Genomic DNA, 15,499 nt, shown 5'->3' on the forward strand with positions numbered 1-15,499 from the left:
GGTGACGGTCCTGACGTCGCCTGCCATCATGTGCCGGTGCGTGGGTCTCGGGAGAAAACTCAGGGTGCGGGGCGGGCGGAGCGCGGCAGAGGGCTCGGGCTCGCGCTGCTTTCGGCGTTCGCCTTCGGCGGCTCGGGCGTCGCGGCCAAGCCGCTCATCGAGGCGGGCCTGGACCCGCTGCACGTGGTGTGGCTGCGCGTCGCGGGCGCCGCGCTCGTGATGCTGCCCGTCGCCTGGCGCCACCGCGCGCTCGTGCGGCGCAGGCCCGCGCTCCTCGCCGGGTTCGGACTGCTCGCCGTCGCCGGTGTCCAGGCCTGCTACTTCGCGTCCATCTCCCGCATCCCCGTCGGCGTCGCGCTCCTCGTCGAATACCTGGCGCCCGCGCTCGTCCTCGGCTGGGTGCGGTTCATGCAGCGGCGGCCCGTGACCCGGGCCGCCGCCCTCGGCGTGGTGCTCGCCGTCGGCGGGCTCGCCTGCGTCGTCGAGGTGTGGGCGGGCCTGAGCTTCGACGCCGTCGGCCTGCTGCTCGCCCTCGGCGCCGCCTGCTGCCAGGTCGGCTACTTCGTCCTGTCCGACCAGGGCAGCGACGCGGGCGCCGACGCCCCGGACCCGCTCGGCGTCATCGCGTACGGACTGCTGATCGGCACCCTCGTGCTCACCCTGATCGCGCGCCCCTGGGGCATGGACTGGGCCGTCCTCGGCCGCGCCGCCGACATGGACGGCTCCCAGGTGCCCGCGTGGGTGCTGCTCGGCTGGATCGTGCTGATCGCGACCGTCCTCGCGTACGTCACCGGAATCGTCACCGTGCGCCGCCTCTCGCCGCCGGTCGCGGGCGTCGTGGCCTGCCTCGAAGCGGTCATCGCCACCGTGCTCGCCTGGGTCATGCTCGGCGAGCGCCTGTCGGCGCCGCAGCTCGCCGGTGGTGCGCTGGTGCTCGTGGGCGCGTTCATCGCCCAGTCGTCGACGCCCGCTGCTCCATCGAAGGACCGCGTCGCCGCCGTCCCGGCATCCGAACAGGAGTTGTCCCCGAGCAAAGCCGCCGCTTAGGCTGCCGATCATGCACGCACGAGCACTCGTCCTTCCGCCTCCGGCCGCCTAGCGCGGGCTCTTCCGGATCACGCCCGGCCGTCGGCCGGGCGCGACGGTGCTGCCCGCAGACGACAGTCCTGGACCTGCGTCTTCGGGCCCGAGGCGGGCGAGAAGCTCCCCTTGAGCACGGGCACTCCCTTGTTCGTACGTGTTCGTACGCGCTCCCTGAGCGCGGCGGCCTGTCGAGGCGAGCCCGAGCCAGAGGGTGTGGCACACCCCCGACTCGCTGCCCGGCCGTGACGCGGTCTCCTCATCTGACCTCCGCGGAGATTCCACGTGTCGAGCGTGTCGAGCACGACCCCCGCGTCCCTGGACGCCACCCCCGCCGCCCCCACGGCCCTGCCCCGGCTCTCCGTCGGGCGCGGCCTCCTCTACCTGGCCGTCGCCGGAGCCGCCTGGGGCACCGCGGGAGCCGCCGCCTCGCTGGTGTTCTCGGCGAGCGACATGGGCCCCGTCGCCCTCTCCTTCTGGCGCTGCGCCGGAGGGTTCTTGCTGCTGTTCGCCGCGCGCCTGCTGCGGCCGCGGCGCGGCGCGCGGACCCCCGCGCCGCTGTCCCCGCGCCGCAGGGCGCTGCGGATCACCGTGACCGGCGTGGCCCTCGCCGTGTTCCAGACCGCGTACTTCGCCGCCGTCGAGGCCACCGGCCTCGCGGTCGGCACCGTCGTCACGCTGGGGGCCGGACCGGTCCTCATCGCGCTCGGCGCCCGCGTCGCCATGGGGGAGCGGCTCGGGTTGGGCGGGCTGTGCGCGGTGGGCGGCGCGCTCGCCGGGCTCGGCGTGCTCTTCGTGGGCGGCGGCGACACGGCCGTGCGTCCCCTGGGCGTGGTCTTCGCCCTGGTGTCCGCCGCCGGGTACGCCGTCATGACGCTGCTGACCCGCTGGTGGGGACGCGACGGCGGGCAGGACGCGTCGGCCACGACGGTGTGGTCGTTCGCCGTGGTCGCCCTGTGCCTGCTGCCGTTCGCCGCGGCCGAGGGTCTGGTGCCGCACACGGCCGACGCCCCGCGCGTGCTCGGCTTCCTGCTGTACATCGCCGCCGTGCCGACGGCTCTCGCGTACGCGCTGTACTTCGCGGGAGCCGCCGCCGTGCGCTCCGCGACGGTCTCCGTGATCATGCTCCTGGAGCCGGTGAGCGCGGCGGCCATCGCCGTCACGCTGCTCGGTGAGGAGCTCAACGCGGCCACCGTCGCGGGCACCCTGCTGATGCTGGCGGCCGTCACGGGCCTCGCCGCGGCGGAGGCGCGCGGCGCGGCGCGGGCCCGGCGGGAGCGGGCGGCCTAGAGCGTGGCGGGGCGCGCAGGGTGCGGGCCCCGCCCTTCGCTCGCTAGCGGCGGCGCAGCTGATGGGACAGCGCCGCCGCGTCCCGCGGCCCGCCGCGCTCCTTGAGGCCCGCGGCGATCCGGTCCTGGACCTCCAGGGGCTTGTGGTTCCCGTACTTGAACTTCGCCTGGACGCCGGTGACGTCCAGGCTCAGACCCCGGATGCCGGAGAGCATGCGGCCGTAGGGCTCCTCGCCCGCCGCCGCGGGCGCGGAGCCGCCGTCCGGCTGGAAGTGGGCGAGCTGCCGGTTCAGGAGCGCCGCCTTCTCGGCGGGGTCGTCCACGACCCGGGCCGTGCAGCGCAGTTGGACGGAGGCGTAGAAGCTGGTCGGAACGCCGTGCTCGGGCGGCGTGGCCGGGGCGGCCGCCCACGGGCCCGGCACGAAGACGTAGTCGTCGACGACGCTGAGCACGACCTCGGGGTCGGCCTCGAGCGCGGCCCACAGCGGATGGGGGCGGGCCAGGTGGATCAGGACGCGGCCGTGGCCGCCGCCCGCGTCCGCGTCGTACACGAAGTGCGTCGGCTGGACGTGGGGCGGCTCGCCCGGCAGGCCGTTCACGGCGAGCTGCCCGAAGTCGTGGTCGGCGAGCCAGGAGCGCCACTCGCCGTCGGACTCTGGGGCGTCCCAGGGGTGGACGAGCAGTGCCACGTCAGAGCTCGGTCAGATAGTCGGGGACCTTGATGCCGGGCGCCAGGTCGGCGGACGGGAGGAGCGGGTCGTAGCCCTTGCGCAGCGGCACGACACCCGACCAGTACGGCAGGTCCATGTCCTCCGGCTCATCGCTCGGGGGACCCGTGCGCACCTTCGCGGACACCTCGTCGAGGTCGAGGCTGAGCACGGCCGTCGCGGCCAGCTCCTTGGCGTTCGCGCGCCGGGAGTCGTCCGCGCGGCCGGGCACGACGTGGTCGACGAGCGCGTCGAGGGCGGTGCGCTTCTCGTCCGGGTCCGTGACCTGGCGGGCGACGCCGTGCACCACCACCGAGCGGTAGTTGACCGAGTGGTGGAAGGCCGAGCGGGCCAGGACCAGGCCGTCGAGATGCGTGACGGTCAGGCACACCGCCAGGCCCGGGTCCTCCTGCGGCGCGGGCGCGTCCCCCGCCATCCGCAGCGGCCGGGACCCCGTCGAGCCGTGCACGTACAGCCGCTCGCCGACCCGGGCGTAGAGCGTCGGCAGGACGACGGGGGCGCCGTCGCGGACGAAGCCGAGGTGGCACAGGTACGCCTCGTCCAGTATCGCGTGCACCAGCTCGCGGTCGTACGAGGCGCGGTCGCGGGACCGGGTGGGGACGGTCCGGTCCGTCGCTTCGTAGGGGGTGCTGTCCGGCGCGGCCGGCTGCGTCGTCGTCTCCATGGCTTCTCCCTCGTGTGTACCGCTGGCCCTAGGGGGCGCCCTTGCCCCTGCTATTGCACTAGTGCATACTGTGGTTTGTGCTAGGAGAGTATCCGATCGTCGGGCGGCGCGCAGCTGAGATCGCCGCCAGTGTCGAGCGCGCCGTCGGGCGCGGTGAACTGGAACCTGGTCAATTGCTTCCCCCGATGAGGGAGTTGGCGCAACGGCTCGGGGTGAATCCCAACACGGTCGCGGCCGCCTACCGCACGCTGCGCGAGCGCGGCGTCATCGAGACGGCGGGGCGGCGCGGCAGCCGGGTGCGGAGCAAACCGGCGACGACGGCGCGCGAGTACAGCCGCCTGGTCGTGCCGCCCGGCGTCCGGGACGTGGCGAGCGGCAACCCGGACACGGCCCTGCTGCCGTCCCTCGCCGAGGCCTTCGCGGCGGCCACCGCCGGATCGGACGCGGCGCCCGTGCTGTACGGAGAGGCGGCGGTGGACGAGGGCCTCGGCCGCCACGCGCGGGCGGCCCTGGACGCGGACGGCGTGCCGCAGGGACCGCTCGCCGTCACGTCCGGGGCGCTCGACGCGATCGAGCGGGTCCTGGCGGCGCGCCTGAAGGTGGGCGACGCGGTGGCCGTGGAGGACCCGGGGTGGGGCAGCGTCCTTGACCTCGTGCCCGCGCTCGGGCTGCGCCCTGTCCCGGTCGGCGTCGACGACGACGGGCCGCTGCCGGACGACGTGGAGCGCGCGCTGCGGGCCGGGGCGCGGGCGCTCGTCGTCACCGCGCGCGCCCAGAACCCGACCGGCGCCGCCATCAGCGCCCCACGCGCGCGTGCCCTGCGCGACGTCCTCGCCGCACACAAGGAGACGCTGGTCATCGAGGACGACCACGGCCACGGCATCGTCGACCTGCCGCTGCGCACGCTGACCGGCGCCACGCGCGCGTGGGCGTTCGTCCGCTCCACGGCCAAGGCCTACGGCCCGGACCTGCGGCTCGCCGTGCTCACCGGGGACGCCGAGACCGTCGACCGGGTGCAGGGCCGGCTGCGGCTCGGGCCCGGCTGGGTCAGCAAGGTGCTCCAGCGGGCGGTCCTGCGGCTGTGGCAGGACGGCGCCGTGGACGCGCACGCGGTGGCGTCGGCCTACGCCGCCCGGCGCGACGCTTTGATCGCCGCCCTGGCCGAGCGCGGCGTCGCCGCCTACGGACACAGCGGCATGAACGTGTGGGTGCCGGTGCCGGACGAGACCGGGGTGGTCGCGCGGATGCTGCACGCGGGCTGGGCGGTGGCCCCGGGTGCGCGGTTCCGCCTGGAGGCGCCCCCTGGTGTGCGGATCACCGTGTCGGCGCTCACCGGGGACGACATCGCGGCGGTGGCCGACGCCCTGGCGGCGGCCACCGGGCCCGCGCCCGCGCGGCGCTATGGGTGAGCGTCCGGAGCGCGGGGCCGGGAGGCGGCTCAGGCGCGCCCGGCGCGCGGTCTGGACTGGGTGAGGGCCGCGCCCGCCAGCACGATCACGGCGCCGACCGGTGTCGTCCACGTCAGGGACTCGCCGAGCACGGCGACGCCCGCCGCCGTCGCGATGACCGGGGTGAAGTAGGTGACCATCTGGGCCGTCGTCGGGCCGACCTCGGACACGATGTCGTACTGCACCAGGAACGCGAGGCCGGTGCCTATCGCGCCGAGGGCGACGACCGCGAGCAGTGGCACGATCGGGACGTGGCTCGGCATCGAGGTGAACAGCGGCGTCACCACGGCCAGTTCGAGCGTGGCCACGAGGAGCTGGGCGCCGGTCAGGGAGAGGTTCGAGTGGCCGGTGCCCGCAAGCGTGCGGCGGACGTAGATCCAGCCGATCGGGTAGCAGAGCGAGGCGAGCAGCGCCAGGCCCGTGCCGCGCGCGTCCAGGCCGCTGAAGCCCTGCCAGGCGCCGAGCACCGTGAGCACGCCGAGGAAGCCGATGCCGAGCCCCGCGACCCTGCGCCGCGTCGGCCGGTCCTCGGAGAGTGCGACCAGCGACAGGGCCATGCCCCACAGCGGTGACGTCGCGTTGCAGATCCCCGCGAGCGTCGAGGGGATCGTCAGCTCCGCGTACGCGAACAGCGAGAACGGGGCCGCGTTGAGCAGCAGGGCCGCCACCGACAGATGCGCCCAGGTGCGCGGGGAGCGGGGGAGCCGCTCGCGCTTGACGACCAGGAAGACCGCGACCACCGCCGTGCCGAACAGGAGCCGCCCGAAGGTGACCTGGAACGGCGCGAACCCCTCCGTGCCGACCTTGATGAACAGGAAGCTGAAGCCCCAGACGAGCGAGAGGAAGGCGAAGCGCAGGCGCCAGTCCAGCGCGCGGCGGCCGCCCTCGCGCGCGGGGGGCGCCTGGGCGGGAGCGGGTGCCGGGGCGGGAGCGGGGGCGGGGACCCGGGTGGCGGAGGTGGTCATGCCGCCACGATGAATCACACGATCTCTTAGCACAAGCGAGTTTTCTTGCTCGGTATCGCGTAGCATTGCTTACATATGGGAGTGAGCCTGACCCGGGAGGGGCCGTGCTGAATCTGGAACGCCTGCGGACGCTCGACGCCCTCGCCCGGCACGGATCGGTGAGCGGCGCCGCGGCGGGGCTGCACGTCACGACGTCCGCCGTCTCCCAGCAGATGACCAAGCTGGAGCGCGAGGTGGGCCAGCAGCTCCTGGCCAAGAACGGCCGGGGCGTGCGCCTCACCGACGCCGGGCGGCTGCTCGCCGAGCACGCCGCGCGCATCCTGTCCCAGGTCGAGCTCGCCCAGTCCGACCTGGAGCGGCAGCGCGGCAAGGCGGTCGGCGAGCTGCGGATCTCCGCGTTCCCGACCGCGATGCGGGGGCTGCTGCCCGCCGCCCTGTCCTCGCTGCGGGTGCGCCACCCGGGCCTCCGCGTGGCGGCCGAGGAGCTGGAGCCGCAGGCGGGCGTCCAGAAGGTGGTCCGCGGCGACCTGGACCTGGCGGTGGTCCTCGACTGGTACAACAAGCCGCTGCCCCTGCCCGAAGGACTGCTGAAGGCCCCGCTCCTCGACGACCCCGCCGACGTCGCGATGCCCGTGGCCCACCCGATGGCCGACCGCGCGGAGGTCGACCTCGAGGACTTCGCCGAGGACGAGTGGATCACATGGACGGAGGGCGAGTTCTGCCACGAGTGGCTGATGTTCACGCTCCGCGCCAAGGGCTTCGAGCCGCGCATCGGCCATCGCGCCGAGGAGCACCACACCCAGCTCGCCCTGGTCGCGGCCGGGCTCGGCGTGTGCGTGGTGCCGAGACTCGGCCGTGACCCGATGCCGTCGGGCGTACGGACGGCGCCGGTGCGCCATCGCGTGCGGCGGCACGTGTACGTGGTGTGGCGCGCGGACGCCGACCGCCGCCCCTCGATCCGGGCGGCGGTGGAGGCGCTCACCGTGGCGGGCGCGGGGCTGGGGTGAGGGGCGGCCGGGGGAGACGGGAGGGTGCGGTCAGGAGGGCGTGGTCAGCGCAGCTTCTGCGAGTCCCAGGAGGGTGCGGTCAGCGCAGCCTCTGGAAGCCCCAGGAGGGTGCGGTCAGCGCAGCCTCCGGAAGCCCCAGGACGGCGCGGTCAGCCCAGCTTCCGGAAGTCCCAGGAGGCCTCCGTCTCCGGCGTGAGCCGCAGCCACCCGTGGCGGCCGTCGTGGACCATCTCCTCCAGGCCGAAGTTCTTCCGCGCGAACAGCCGCTCCGGGGCGTCGAGTTCCGCGTGGGGCGCGCCCGTGCGCGGGGCCTCGCCCACGAACTCCACGGTGCCGGTCAGCTCCACCCCGCGCAGCTCGCCGTAGCTCTCGCCCGCGTCGACGACGACGGCGATCCTCGGGTCGCGCCGCAGCTCCGCCCAGCGCTTGCTGCGCGTGAGCGAATACAGCCACAGGGACGTGCCGTCCCACACGAACCACAGCGGACTCGCGTGCGGGGCGCCGTCGGCGGACACCGTCGCGACCCGGCAGGTCCGCTCGGCGGCGAGGAAGGCGTCCCGTTCCTCGGCCGTCATCATGATCCTGCGGCCGCGGCGCTGTGTGAGGGCCATGCGTCGTCTCCTCGCCCGGGGCCGACCGCGTGGACGTGTGCGTGGACGTGCGCGCGGGCGCCCGTAGTTGACAATGCGTCAGATGAGCATGGGGCACCTTCCGCGCGGACGCAATGCCCGCTAGCCTCCCGCGGACCGCGGGCCGCGGCCCGCCCACCGCCAAGGGGGACCATGCCGTCGTCCGAACAGCTCAGCCGTCTGCTCGACCCCGCCACCACCGCCCTGCTGACCGTCGAGTGCCAACAGGGCGTGGTCGGGCCGGACAGCGCGCTGCCCGAACTCGCCCGGGAGGCCCGTGCGTCCGGCGCCCTCGCCAACGTCGCGCGCCTGGTGGCCGCCGCGCACGTCGGTGGCGTACAGGTGCTGCACGCCGTCGCCGAGCGACGCCCCGACGGCCGCGGCGCCAGCGCCAACGCACGCCTGTTCCGGGCCGCGGAGAAGCTGCCCGTGCGGCAGATCTCCGGCACGACGGCCGTGCGGGTCGCGCCGCCGATCGAGGTCGCCGAGGAGGACTTCGTCGTACGCCGGCTGCACGGCCTCTCGCCGCTCGCGGGCACCGACGTCGACGCGCTGCTGCGCAACGTCGGCTGCCGCACGCTCCTGGTCACCGGCGTGTCCGCGAACGTGGCGATCCCCAACGCCGTCTTCGACGCCGTGAACCTCGGCTACACCGCCGTCGTGCCCGCGGACGCCATCGCGGGAGTCCCCGCCGACTACACCCCCGCGATGGTCCGCAACACCCTCGCCCTGGTCGCCACCGTGACCTCCACCGAGGAGGTGCTGACCGCCTGGCGGCGGCCGCGGCGCCTCAGGCCAGCCTGATCGAGTCCCCCTCCACACGGATGTCGGCGGCGGGCAGCGGCCCGGTGGCCGGGCTCTGCTTCACGCTGCCGTCGGCGATGTCGAACTTGCTGCCGTGGCAGGGGCAGTTGATGGTGCCGCCCTCGACGCTCGTGACCGGGCACTGCTTGTGCGTACAGCGGTTGGAGAACGCCTTGAACCGCCCCTTCGTCGGCTGGGTGACCACCACGCCCTCGTCCTTGAAGATCTTGCCGCCGCCCACGGGGATGTCCGCCGTCTTCGCCAGCACGGCGCCCGCCGCGCCGCCGCCCCCCTCGTCCTCCTTCTCCTTCTTCTCCTTGCCCGCCGGTTCGGGGGAGCCCTTGTCGTCGTCCGAACCGCACCCCACGACCACGGCGGCCAGGCCCCCGGCACCGACCGCGGAGACGACCGTGCGGCGGGTGAGACGGTGGCCCGTGGGCAGGAGGCGTTCTTCCCTGGAAGCTGTCATGCCGGGGGATACGGACGGCGGTCCGGGACCGTTCAACCTTTCCCGGGATTACCGGGACCGTTCAACCTTTTCCCGGGATCATCCGTGCCTTCCCCGGCAGTAACCTGGGGCAATGCTCACCGAAGTCACCGCCGTCCGCTACGTCACGCCGCTGCGTGAGGGCGGATCGCTGCCCGGGCTCGTCGAGACGGCCGACGACACCGGGGCGCCCGGGGCGCCCGGCGCGCACGGGGCGTACGGGGCGTACGGGGCGTACGGGATGTACGTCATGAAGTTCACCGGCGCGGGCCAGGGCCGCAAGACGCTGGTCGCCGAGGTGATCTGCGGGCAGCTCGCGCGCCGCCTCGGCCTGCGCGTGCCGCGCCTCGCGGGCATCCGCCTTGACCCGGTGCTCGGCCTCGCCGAGCCGGAGCAGGAGACGCAGGCGCTGCTGAAGTCCAGCGGCGGTCTCAACCTCGGCATGGAGTATCTGTCGGGCGCCATCGGCTTCGACCCCCTCGCCTTCGTGATCGACCCCCTGGAGGCCGGGCGCGTCGTCTGGTTCGACGCCCTCGTGGGCAACGTGGACCGCTCCTGGCGCAACCCGAACCTCCTGATGTGGCACGGCGACCTGTGGCTCATCGACCACGGCGCGAGCATGATCTGGCACCACAACTGGCCCACCGCGCCGTCCGCGTCGGCCCGGGCGTACGACGCCTCGGACCACGTCCTCGCCCCGTTCCGGCCCGACGTCGCCGCGGCCGCCGCCGAGCTCGCCCCGCGCGTCACCAAGGAACTGCTCGCCGAGGCCGCGGCCGACGTGCCCGACGCCTGGCTGGCCGACGAGCCCGGCTTCGACACCGCCGACGCCGTGCGGCAGGCGTACGTCGAGGCGCTGCTCCCGCGCGCGGAGTCCATCCACGAACGCATCACCCTGGAAGGCGGCGGCAAGTGACGGACGCGAACGAGACCCCCGCGCGGGACGTCTATGAGTACGCGCTGCTGCGCGTCGTGCCGCGCGTGGAGCGCGGGGAGCAGTTCAACGCGGGCGTCGTCCTGTACTGCCGCGCCAAGTCGTACGTGGCCGCCCGCACCCACCTCGACGAGGCCAAGCTGCGCGCCCTCGACCCGCGGGCCGACGTGGCGGGGGTGCGCGCCGCGCTGCGGGCCGTGGAGGGCGTCTGCGCGGGCGGCGACGCGGCCGGACAGGCGGCCCGTGACGACGCGGGCCGACGCTTCCGCTGGCTGATCGCGCCGCGCTCCGCCGTGGTGCAGCCGGGGCCCGTGCACACCGGCCTCACCGCCGATCCCGAGGCCGAGGCGGAGCGGCTCGTCGACCTCCTCGTGCGCTGAGGCCGAGAGGGCCGTTGACACCGGGTGCCAGGGCTTCTAGCGTCTCGTCTGCTGAAGGTACTAAGCGGTCGCTCACCCGGGGGCGTGCCGTGGAGCCGTGTCCCAAGGGCGAGGAGAGCCAGCATGTCCACCACTGAGCAGCGCGTCGCGGTCGTGACCGGAGCAGCGCGAGGCATCGGCGCGGCCACCGCCGTACGGCTCGCCGCAGAGGGCCGCGCCGTCGCGGTGATCGACCTCGACGAGGCCGCCTGCAAGGACACCGTCGAGAAGATCACGGCGGCCGGTGGGCGGGCCCTCGCGATCGGCTGCGACGTGTCCGACGAGGCTCAGGTCGCGGCCGCCGTCGCCCGGGTCGCCCAGGAGCTCGGCGCCCCCACGATCCTCGTGAACAACGCGGGCGTGCTGCGCGACAACCTGCTGTTCAAGATGAGCGCGGACGACTGGGACACGGTCATGAACGTGCACCTTCGCGGCGCGTTCCTGATGTCCAGGGCCTGCCAGAAGCACATGGTGGACGCGGGCTTCGGCCGCGTCGTGAACCTCTCGAGCTCCTCCGCGCTCGGCAACCGCGGCCAGGCCAACTACGCGGCGGCCAAGGCGGGCATGCAGGGCTTCACCAAGACGCTCGCCAAGGAGCTCGGCAAGTTCGGCGTCACCGCCAACGCGGTCGCGCCCGGCTTCATCGCCACCGAGATGACCAAGGCCACCGCCGACCGCGTCGGCATGGGCTTCGAGGACTTCCAGGCGGCGGCCGCCACCCAGATCCCCGTGGGGCGCGTCGGCACCCCGGACGACGTCGCGGGCGCCGTCGCCTTCTTCACCGGCGACGCGGCGGGCTTCGTCTCCGGACAGGTCCTGTACGTGGCCGGCGGCCCCCTCGACTAGCGCCCCGTCGCCCCCTCGCTCCCCCGACGCAAAGGACAGCACCTCAATGGCAGTGCAGGACAGCGGCAAGGCGGCTCTGGTCACCGGCGCGAGCCGCGGCATCGGCTACGGCATCGCGGAGGCGCTCGTCGCCCGTGGTGACCGCGTGTGCATCACCGGGCGCAACGAGGACGCGCTCAAGGAGGCCGTCGAGAAGCTCGGCTCCGACCGCGTGATCGGCGTCGCGGGCAAGGCCCACGACGTGGCGCACCAGGCCGTCGCCGTCGAGCGGACGATGGCGGCCTTCGGGCGGGTCGACTTCCTCGTCAACAACGCAGGAACGAACCCGGTGTTCGGGCCGATGGCCGACCTCGACCTGAACGTGGCGCGCAAGGTCTTCGAGACGAACGTGATCTCGGCGCTCGGCTTCGCGCAGCTCACCTGGAAGGCGTGGCAGGCCGAGCACGGCGGCGCCATCGTGAACATCGCCTCCATCGCGGGCGTGTCCGCCTCGCCGTTCGTCGGCGCGTACGGCATGAGCAAGGCCGCCATGGTCAATCTGACGCTCCAGCTGGCGCACGAGTTCGCCCCGAGGGTACGGGTCAACGCCATCGCCCCCGCGGTCGTGAAGACCCAGTTCGCGCGGGCGCTCTACGAGGGCCGCGAGGAGGAGGTGACGTCGGCGTACCCGCTGGGGCGGCTCGGCGTGCCGTCCGACGTCGGCGGCGCCGCGGCCTTCCTCACCTCGGAGCAGTCCGACTGGATCACCGGCCAGACCCTCGTGGTCGACGGCGGCATCTTCCTCAACGCGGGCGTGGGCTGACGCGCGGGCCGTGCCCCGCGCGCGGGGCACGGCCGGAGCACGGTCGGGGCACACCGGTCGGCACGGCCCGTACGGCACATCGTACAAAACTCAACAATGGCGCGTAGGCGACGTACATACGCAACAAATTCCCCTGCGGCGCGCCGGGTTGGACCCGCGGAACGCTGCGATATGGTCTGCCGACTTATGGCACGGCAGATCGAGGAGCGCGCGCGTGTTCAGAAGAGGTCAACTGCGATGTCTGCGTACCGTCACGGCATCGGTGCTGATATCCCTGGTGGCCGGGTGCGGGGTGCTGACGAGTGAGGACTCGGACGACGAGGACGTCATTACGGTCGGTACGACGAGCGCGCCCACCACGCTGGATCCGGCCGCGTCCTGGGACGGCTCCTGGGAGCTCTTCCGCAACGTCTTTCAGACACTTCTGAGCTTCCCGACCGGTGCCACCCAGCCCGAGCCGGACGCCGCGCGGTCGTGCAAGTTCACCGACAGCTCCAGCACGGTGTACTCCTGCACGCTCCGGGACGGCCTGACGTTCTCCGACGGCGACGATCTTGACGCGCGCGCCGTGAAGTACTCCATCGACCGGATTCGGCGCATCGACGTCAAGGGCGGACCCGCCGGTCTGCTCGGCTCGCTCGACTCGGTCTCCACGCGCGGCGAGCGGACCGTCGTCTTCCGGCTGAAGAAGCCGGACGCGACCTTCCCCTTCGTGCTCTCCACGCCCGCGATGTCGATCGTCGACCCCGAGCACTATCCGGCGGACAAGGTCCGCGCGGGCGACGAGCTCACCGGCTCCGGGCCCTACGAGCTCACGTCGTACCGCCCTGGCGAACAGGCCGAGCTGGCCCGCAACGACTCCTACGAGGGCCCCGCCGACCGCAAGAACGACGCCGTGACCATCCGCTACTACCGCGGCTCCTCCGCCATGGTCGACGCCCTGCGCAAGAAGGAGCTCGACGTGACCTTCCGCGGGCTCGCCGCCGAGGACGTCGTGGCGCAGCAGGGGCCGGACAAGGACGACGAGATCCAGCTCGTCGAGGGCGCGGGCACCGAGATCCGCTACCTGGTGTTCAACCCCAAGGACCCCTGGGCCCGCAAGCCCGCGGTGCGCAAGGCGTTCGCTCAGGTCGTCGACCGCGGCGCCCTCGCCCACAAGATCTACAAGGACACGGTCGAGCCGCTGTACTCGATGGTCCCGCGCGGGGTCACCGGGCACGCCACGGGCTTCTTCGACCAGTACGGCGACCCGAGCGTGGCCAAGGCGAAGCGCATCCTGACGGCCGCGGGCATCACCCAGCGGGTGCCGCTGACCCTCTGGTACACCACCGACCGCTACGGCTCCACGACCGCGCCGGAGTTCGCCGAGCTCAAGCGGCAGCTCGAAGGGTCGGGTCTGTTCACGATCACGCTCAAGGGCCGTCCCTGGAAGGCGTTCGAGGCGGGCTACAAGAGTGGCGAGTACCCGGTCTTCGGGCGTGGCTGGTTCCCCGACTTCCCCGACGCGGACAACTTCATCGCCCCCTTCGTCGGCGAGCGCAACGTGCTCAACACGCCCTACCCCTCGCCGAAGATCACCGATGACGTGCTGCCGCGCTCGCGGCGCGAGGTGGACCGGGGCAATGTGGTTCCCGCCTTCGAGGAGGCGCAGCGCGTCCTCGTGGACGACGTGCGGCTGCTGCCGCTGTGGCAGGGCAAGCAGTACATCATGGCGAGCGAGGAGATCGCGGGCGGCGAACGGGCCCTCGACCCGTCGGCGATCATGATGATGTGGGAGCTGAGCCGCAAGACCAGCTGGTAGGGAAGGCGGGGCCGGGCGGCGGGCGGCGTTGTCAGTGGGCGCCGGTAGGTTCTGGGGTGAAGGACGGACCGTACCCCGGAGGTTGTTGACGTGACCGACATCGCCATGCTGCCCGCGTCCTGGCGCGGAGTCCTCGGCGAGGAGCTCCAGAAGCCCTACTTCAAGGAGCTCACCGAGTTCGTCGAGGAGGAGCGGGCGAAGGGACCGGTCTTCCCGCCGCGCGACGAGGTGTTCGCCGCCCTGGAGGCGACGGCGTACGACGACGTGAAGGTCCTCATCCTCGGCCAGGACCCCTACCACGGCGAGGGGCAGGGCCACGGCCTGTGCTTCTCCGTCCGCCCCGGCGTCAAGACCCCGCCCTCGCTGCGGAACATCTACAAGGAGATGCACCAGGAGCTCGGCCACCCCGTCCCGGACAACGGCTATCTGATGCCCTGGGCCCAGCAGGGCGTGCTGCTCCTGAACGCGGTCCTGACGGTCCGCTCCGGCGAGGCCAACTCGCACAAGGGCAAGGGCTGGGAGAAGTTCACGGACGCGGTGATCCGGGCCGTGGCCGACCGGCCCGACCCGGCGGTCTTCGTCCTGTGGGGGAACTACGCGCAGAAGAAGCTCCCCCTCATCGACCAGGAGCGGCACGTGGTGGTCAAGGGCGCCCACCCCTCCCCGCTGTCCGCCAAGAAGTTCTTCGGCTCGCACCCCTTCACCCAGATCGACGAGGCGGTGGCGGCCCAGGGGCACGCGCCCATCGACTGGCGGGTGCCGGACCTCGGCTGAGCCGGTGCCCGCCCGCCGCGCCGCCGCCGTCACCGGCCTGGCGCAGCGGGCGGGCCGCGGCCGCCCGCGTCGCACCGCGCCTGACCGCGATTGTCAGTGGCGGCGGCTAGCGTCAGGACCGGTAGACGACTGACAGCAGTCGGCGGACGGCAGGCCATCGGCGCACCCCGTGGCCGGCCGGCGCCCGGCGGACGCGGAGGGCGGCGCGGTGGTGGAGCGGCAGGAACGAACGGCGGACGGCGAGGACGCCGTGATGACCCGGATCGGACAGGCGGTCATGCTCCAGCACGCGGGCGACCGCGAGGAGGCCAGGACCCGCTTCCTCGCGCTCTGGTCGGAGATCGGCGAGGACGGCGACGCCCTGCACCGCTGCACCCTCGCGCACTACATGGCGGACACCCAGGACGAACCGGCGGACGAACTGGCCTGGGACCTGCGGGCCTTGTCGGCGGCCGAGGAGCTGACCGACGACCGCGTCGGCGCGCACCACCACTCGCTCGCCGTCCGCGGCTTCTACCCCTCGCTGCATCTGAACCTCGCCGCGGACTATGTGAAGCTCGCCCGCCCCGAGGCGGCCCGCAGCCATCTGCGCCGCGCGCGCGGAGCGATCGGCGCGCTCGGGGACGACAGCTATGGGGACGGCATCCGCGCCGCGCTGCACCGCCTTGAGATGCAGGTGGGCGAGGGGGCCGTGGAGGAGTGAGGCTCCTGGGGGCTGCTGCGGTCGCTTTGGCTACTTCAGCTGCTCCGGCCACTTTGGCCACTCCGGCTACCTCGGCCGCTTCGGCCACCTCGGTCGCTTCGGCTACTTCGGTCGCTTCG

The 15,499-nt window shown here is 73.3% G+C and carries 17 protein-coding genes; 12 read left to right on the top strand and 5 right to left on the bottom strand.

The window, feature by feature from the left end:
* Positions 1–30 precede the first annotated feature (30 nt).
* Both AC07A4_RS36255 and AC07A4_RS36260 read left to right on the top strand, forming a co-directional pair.
* Positions 31–1,047 carry an EamA family transporter gene (locus tag AC07A4_RS36255; protein ID WP_478607825.1) on the top strand — a complete coding sequence of 339 codons (1,017 nt, stop codon included), beginning with the start codon at positions 31–33 and terminating at the stop codon, positions 1,045–1,047.
* A gap of 351 nt (positions 1,048–1,398) precedes the next feature.
* Entirely contained in the window at positions 1,399–2,370 is a 972-nt protein-coding gene (locus tag AC07A4_RS36260; protein ID WP_478607828.1) for a DMT family transporter, read from the top strand.
* 43 nt (positions 2,371–2,413) lie between these two features.
* On the opposite strand, the gene AC07A4_RS36265 is transcribed toward AC07A4_RS36260, so the two are convergent.
* Both AC07A4_RS36265 and AC07A4_RS36270 read right to left on the bottom strand, forming a co-directional pair.
* Positions 2,414–3,052, bottom strand: a complete 639-nt coding sequence (locus tag AC07A4_RS36265; protein ID WP_478607830.1) for an FMN-binding negative transcriptional regulator — start codon at positions 3,050–3,052, stop codon at positions 2,414–2,416.
* 7 nt (positions 3,053–3,059) lie between these two features.
* Positions 3,060–3,761 carry a pyridoxamine 5'-phosphate oxidase family protein gene (locus tag AC07A4_RS36270; RefSeq protein ID WP_478607410.1) on the bottom strand — a complete coding sequence of 234 codons (702 nt, stop codon included), beginning with the start codon at positions 3,759–3,761 and terminating at the stop codon, positions 3,060–3,062.
* Positions 3,762–3,838: 77 nt separating this feature from the next.
* Between AC07A4_RS36270 and AC07A4_RS36275 the strand changes: the two genes are divergently transcribed.
* Entirely contained in the window at positions 3,839–5,170 is a 1,332-nt protein-coding gene (locus tag AC07A4_RS36275; protein ID WP_478607412.1) for an aminotransferase class I/II-fold pyridoxal phosphate-dependent enzyme, read from the top strand.
* Between the two features lie 29 nt (positions 5,171–5,199).
* Here the strand turns inward: AC07A4_RS36275 and AC07A4_RS36280 are convergent, their stop codons facing one another.
* Positions 5,200–6,174, bottom strand: a complete 975-nt coding sequence (locus tag AC07A4_RS36280) for a DMT family transporter (protein ID WP_478607414.1) — start codon at positions 6,172–6,174, stop codon at positions 5,200–5,202.
* 104 nt (positions 6,175–6,278) lie between these two features.
* Between AC07A4_RS36280 and AC07A4_RS36285 the strand changes: the two genes are divergently transcribed.
* On the top strand, positions 6,279–7,181 hold the full coding sequence (locus AC07A4_RS36285; protein ID WP_478607416.1) for a LysR family transcriptional regulator: 903 nt from the start codon (positions 6,279–6,281) through the stop codon (positions 7,179–7,181).
* A gap of 149 nt (positions 7,182–7,330) precedes the next feature.
* On the opposite strand, the gene AC07A4_RS36290 is transcribed toward AC07A4_RS36285, so the two are convergent.
* Complete coding sequence (locus tag AC07A4_RS36290; RefSeq protein WP_478607419.1) at positions 7,331–7,792, bottom strand: pyridoxamine 5'-phosphate oxidase family protein; 462 nt, start codon at positions 7,790–7,792, stop codon at positions 7,331–7,333.
* A 171-nt stretch (positions 7,793–7,963) separates the two neighbouring features.
* On the opposite strand from AC07A4_RS36290, the gene AC07A4_RS36295 reads away from it, so the two are divergent.
* Complete coding sequence (locus tag AC07A4_RS36295) at positions 7,964–8,614, top strand: cysteine hydrolase family protein (protein ID WP_478607422.1); 651 nt, start codon at positions 7,964–7,966, stop codon at positions 8,612–8,614.
* Here AC07A4_RS36295 and AC07A4_RS36300 read toward each other — a convergent pair.
* On the bottom strand, positions 8,601–9,083 hold the full coding sequence (locus tag AC07A4_RS36300) for a Rieske (2Fe-2S) protein (RefSeq protein WP_478607424.1): 483 nt from the start codon (positions 9,081–9,083) through the stop codon (positions 8,601–8,603). The genes AC07A4_RS36295 and AC07A4_RS36300 overlap by 14 nt on opposite strands.
* Before the next feature lie 112 nt (positions 9,084–9,195).
* Between AC07A4_RS36300 and AC07A4_RS36305 the strand changes: the two genes are divergently transcribed.
* The 7 genes from AC07A4_RS36305 to AC07A4_RS36335 all read left to right on the top strand — a co-directional run bounded on the left by AC07A4_RS36305 (position 9,196) and on the right by AC07A4_RS36335 (position 15,380).
* Positions 9,196–10,017: a HipA family kinase gene (locus tag AC07A4_RS36305; RefSeq protein ID WP_478607426.1), complete on the top strand. Its 822-nt coding sequence runs from the start codon at positions 9,196–9,198 to the stop codon at positions 10,015–10,017.
* Positions 10,014–10,415, top strand: a complete 402-nt coding sequence (locus AC07A4_RS36310) for a DUF3037 domain-containing protein (protein WP_478607427.1) — start codon at positions 10,014–10,016, stop codon at positions 10,413–10,415. Before AC07A4_RS36305 ends, AC07A4_RS36310 begins: the two co-directional genes overlap by 4 nt.
* A 123-nt stretch (positions 10,416–10,538) precedes the next feature.
* Positions 10,539–11,300 carry a 3-oxoacyl-ACP reductase FabG gene (gene fabG, locus AC07A4_RS36315; RefSeq protein WP_478607428.1) on the top strand — a complete coding sequence of 254 codons (762 nt, stop codon included), beginning with the start codon at positions 10,539–10,541 and terminating at the stop codon, positions 11,298–11,300.
* A gap of 46 nt (positions 11,301–11,346) precedes the next feature.
* Positions 11,347–12,102, top strand: coding sequence for an SDR family oxidoreductase (locus AC07A4_RS36320; RefSeq protein ID WP_478607430.1), 756 nt, complete (start codon positions 11,347–11,349; stop codon positions 12,100–12,102).
* Positions 12,103–12,316: 214 nt separating this feature from the next.
* Complete coding sequence (locus AC07A4_RS36325) at positions 12,317–13,903, top strand: ABC transporter substrate-binding protein (RefSeq protein ID WP_478607432.1); 1,587 nt, start codon at positions 12,317–12,319, stop codon at positions 13,901–13,903.
* A 90-nt stretch (positions 13,904–13,993) separates the two neighbouring features.
* Positions 13,994–14,677, top strand: coding sequence for a uracil-DNA glycosylase (gene ung / locus AC07A4_RS36330; protein WP_478607433.1), 684 nt, complete (start codon positions 13,994–13,996; stop codon positions 14,675–14,677).
* Between the two features lie 253 nt (positions 14,678–14,930).
* Positions 14,931–15,380: a hypothetical protein gene (locus tag AC07A4_RS36335; RefSeq protein ID WP_478607833.1), complete on the top strand. Its 450-nt coding sequence runs from the start codon at positions 14,931–14,933 to the stop codon at positions 15,378–15,380.
* Positions 15,381–15,499 lie beyond the last annotated feature (119 nt).

This window comes from Streptomyces sp. NPDC043996 (genome assembly GCF_056435225.1).

Bases quoted from the DNA above. Each gene is read 5' to 3' on its own strand.
- AC07A4_RS36270 (WP_478607410.1), bottom strand. From the start codon at position 3,761: ATGGAGACGACGACGCAGCCGGCCGCGCCGGACAGCACCCCCTACGAA.
- fabG (WP_478607428.1), top strand. From the start codon at position 10,539: ATGTCCACCACTGAGCAGCGCGTCGCGGTCGTGACCGGAGCAGCGCGA.
- AC07A4_RS36300 (WP_478607424.1), bottom strand. From the start codon at position 9,083: ATGACAGCTTCCAGGGAAGAACGCCTCCTGCCCACGGGCCACCGTCTC.
- AC07A4_RS36290 (WP_478607419.1), bottom strand. From the start codon at position 7,792: ATGGCCCTCACACAGCGCCGCGGCCGCAGGATCATGATGACGGCCGAG.
- AC07A4_RS36305 (WP_478607426.1), top strand. From the start codon at position 9,196: ATGCTCACCGAAGTCACCGCCGTCCGCTACGTCACGCCGCTGCGTGAG.
- AC07A4_RS36320 (WP_478607430.1), top strand. From the start codon at position 11,347: ATGGCAGTGCAGGACAGCGGCAAGGCGGCTCTGGTCACCGGCGCGAGC.
- AC07A4_RS36335 (WP_478607833.1), top strand. From the start codon at position 14,931: ATGACCCGGATCGGACAGGCGGTCATGCTCCAGCACGCGGGCGACCGC.
- AC07A4_RS36280 (WP_478607414.1), bottom strand. From the start codon at position 6,174: ATGACCACCTCCGCCACCCGGGTCCCCGCCCCCGCTCCCGCCCCGGCA.
- AC07A4_RS36295 (WP_478607422.1), top strand. From the start codon at position 7,964: ATGCCGTCGTCCGAACAGCTCAGCCGTCTGCTCGACCCCGCCACCACC.